This is a genomic window from Desulfobacterium sp. N47, from assembly GCF_051233685.1.
Lineage (GTDB): Bacteria > Desulfobacterota > Desulfobacteria > Desulfobacterales > RPRI01 > RPRI01.
On the sequence record NZ_JBAMMY010000032.1, the window covers coordinates 1 to 2,504 of the forward strand.

Consider the following 2,504-nt stretch of genomic DNA (forward strand, 5'->3'; position numbering starts at 1 on the left):
GATGTTTTTAACCGGTGTCAGCACCCGAAGCCTTTCGATGATGTCTGAGCGGCTGATCGGGCGCAAAGTATCTCCAACGGAGGTCAGTAACGCCAACAAGGAGCTGATAGAGGCCGTAGAGAAATGGAGAACCCGTGATCTGTCCGGAAGAAGAATGGATTTCTTTAAGGACCACGAACATTAGCTGTTTTATTTTTGGCGTTTTTTGGAATAAGTAATCCATTATCTTGTTTTGGTTTTTTACACTCTCACACCGAGTTGCATTCAAAAAGATAGCAAGGCGGCAAGGAGGTTTTTCCGCAGGCGTATATGTAATACGCCAAGGACAGAACTGACGAAGCCAACACAGCTAGAATTTGAATGCGATTGGTGTAAAGGATTTAACATAACCGGATATAATAAAGCCCCGCTCTTCAGTTAATTGAAGGACGGGGCTTTTTGTTTTCCGGATGGATACGAAACTCTGTTGTATAAGGAAAAGATGGAGATTGCGTATTAAAATAACCAAGCATTTAGGAGAAGATATTGTTTATGGACAATCAACTCTCATCAGATTACAAGTAAAATATATTTTATTCGGGGTGTAAAGGTGATGCTGGATAATGATCTTGCAGAACTTTACGGCGTTGATACCAAACAGTTGAAAAGATCGGTTCGAAGAAACATCGACAGATTCCCGTCTGATTTTATGTTTGAACTGTCAAAAAACGAATATGATTCTTTAAGGTGCCAAAATGGCACCTTAAAAAGAGGCACTCATTCAAAGTATATGCCTTTTGCATTCACAGAACAAGGTGTTGCCATGCTTTCCAGTGTTCTTAACAGCAAAAAAGCTATAGAAATCAATATGTACCCTGTTAAATAGCTTGAGGCGAGTTATGTATTACACATATGTCTTGTATAGTAAAAAAGATGGGAATTTTTATACAGGTTTTACACAGGATCTCAAGCTAAGATTTGAGCAGCACACAAAGGGTCAGGTTGAATCAACAAAAGATAGAAGACCATTGGAATTAGTCTATTATGAAGCATGTCTTAATAGAAGTGATGCAACTCATAGGGAGAAATATTTAAAAACATACCATGGGAAAGCATATATAAAAAGACGTCTCAAATCTTATTTAACAGGGTGAAGATCATGCGAACATTCACAAAATTACGGCAAATGCTTCTTGATAATACTGATCTCAGAAAAGAAGTAGAAGAACTCAAAAAAATTACCGAGGATCGCTTCCGTATCGTTTTCGAAACGTTAGACCATATGCTGGTTACAGAAAGCAAACCGAAGAAGAAAATTGGTTTTACCATAAAAGAAAAACAGCGGACTTATAGTAAGATTAATCAATGACTCTAAGCCCTCTGCGGACTCTGTGAGAGATTCAGGATTTACCATAAAAGAAAAGGTTAGGGAATATGGTAAGTAACGGCAATGTTGCAGCAGTTGAAAAGAGAATAAAGCTTATATAATTTCCAGCAATGCCAGAAAGTTTAAACAATAGAGGGGATAAATCATGTACGTCAAGATTAAAGGAAAGCTTATGCAGAAAGCGTGAAATTTGTAAAAGATATTGCTGTATGAAAGCGATTTAGTTATAATATCAAAAAGGTTCAAAGATATCGAGGCTGAAAGAATGAGATAAAAAAAATTTTCGTGGATAAGTTTGAAGAAATATACGAGATGTCAGGAATTAATTTAACCGGATTGGCTTATATAAAATTTTTGCAGGAGAGGGCGTTATGCTGGCAATAAAAGGGATATACAATAATGGAAAAATAGACTTACAGGAAAAAATAAAAACAATAAAATCTGTTCCTGTAATCGTTACTTTTCTTGAAGAAATTGAATCGCCGGTTGAAACCGGATTGGATATAAACAGTTTTTCGTTCAACAAATCAAGAGAAATCACAAAACACTATCATGGCTCGTTAAGTGATGCCGTAATTGAGGAAAGAAGGCATGCTCTATGAAAGCATTTTTGGATACATCTTCCTTAGTTAAACTTTATCACAACGAAAAAGATTCGGATTATGTTTTGGGCGCGTTGTCAAAAGATGTTCAGTCAATTATCTTGGCTGAGATAGCTATTCTTGAATTTAGGTCCGCATTTTGGAAGAAAGCAAGACATAATGAATTGTCCGAAAAAGCAGTGCAAGAGGTCATAGATTGTTTTGAAGATGACCATGCAAAATTTGAATGGATAAGGATAGATCCTTTCATAATTGATTCAGCATCAAAACTGCTTATGCGTTATGGTAGTGATGGCTTGCGAACTTTGGATTCCCTTCAATTGGCATCCGCTGTTAAATTAAAAAGAGAGAGTTGTATTTTTCTAACATCCGATAGCCTGCTATTGAAATTTTTTAAAAATGAAGGGCTTAATACTTTATGATACATTTTCAAATTGTTTCTGTTGAAACAGGCGAGAGGATTGTCTAATATAATTACTGCATCAACCAAATCCCCGATCTGTTCTTTAAAAATCTTATTGATTCGATTTATATAA

General features: G+C 36.1%; 6 protein-coding genes. All 6 read left to right on the top strand.

From position 1 onward, the window contains the following. Nucleotides 1-184, top strand: a 184-nt coding sequence (locus VXK47_RS01595) for a transposase (protein WP_435547027.1), incomplete at its 5' end; no start/stop codon positions are given. 381 nt (nt 185-565) lie between these two features. Then, nucleotides 566-865 carry an ORF6N domain-containing protein gene (locus VXK47_RS01600; protein ID WP_435547032.1) on the top strand — a complete coding sequence of 100 codons (300 nt, stop codon included), beginning with the start codon at nt 566-568 and terminating at the stop codon, nt 863-865. Between the two features lie 13 nt (nt 866-878). After that, nucleotides 879-1,133, top strand: a complete 255-nt coding sequence (locus VXK47_RS01605; RefSeq protein ID WP_435547028.1) for a GIY-YIG nuclease family protein — start codon at nt 879-881, stop codon at nt 1,131-1,133. 5 nt (nt 1,134-1,138) lie between these two features. After that, nucleotides 1,139-1,348, top strand: a complete 210-nt coding sequence (locus VXK47_RS01610; protein WP_435547029.1) for a hypothetical protein — start codon at nt 1,139-1,141, stop codon at nt 1,346-1,348. A gap of 389 nt (nt 1,349-1,737) precedes the next feature. Next, nucleotides 1,738-1,968: a hypothetical protein gene (locus VXK47_RS01615; protein ID WP_435547030.1), complete on the top strand. Its 231-nt coding sequence runs from the start codon at nt 1,738-1,740 to the stop codon at nt 1,966-1,968. Beyond that, entirely contained in the window at nt 1,965-2,390 is a 426-nt protein-coding gene (locus tag VXK47_RS01620) for a type II toxin-antitoxin system VapC family toxin (RefSeq protein ID WP_435547031.1), read from the top strand. Before VXK47_RS01615 ends, VXK47_RS01620 begins: the two co-directional genes overlap by 4 nt. Nucleotides 2,391-2,504: the final 114 nt, after the last annotated feature.

What these genes read in the sequence shown, in the direction of transcription:
- VXK47_RS01620 (WP_435547031.1), top strand. Translation starts at nt 1,965, where the DNA reads ATGAAAGCATTTTTGGATACATCTTCCTTAGTTAAACTTTATCACAAC.
- VXK47_RS01610 (WP_435547029.1), top strand. Translation starts at nt 1,139, where the DNA reads ATGCGAACATTCACAAAATTACGGCAAATGCTTCTTGATAATACTGAT.
- VXK47_RS01605 (WP_435547028.1), top strand. Translation starts at nt 879, where the DNA reads ATGTATTACACATATGTCTTGTATAGTAAAAAAGATGGGAATTTTTAT.
- VXK47_RS01615 (WP_435547030.1), top strand. Translation starts at nt 1,738, where the DNA reads ATGCTGGCAATAAAAGGGATATACAATAATGGAAAAATAGACTTACAG.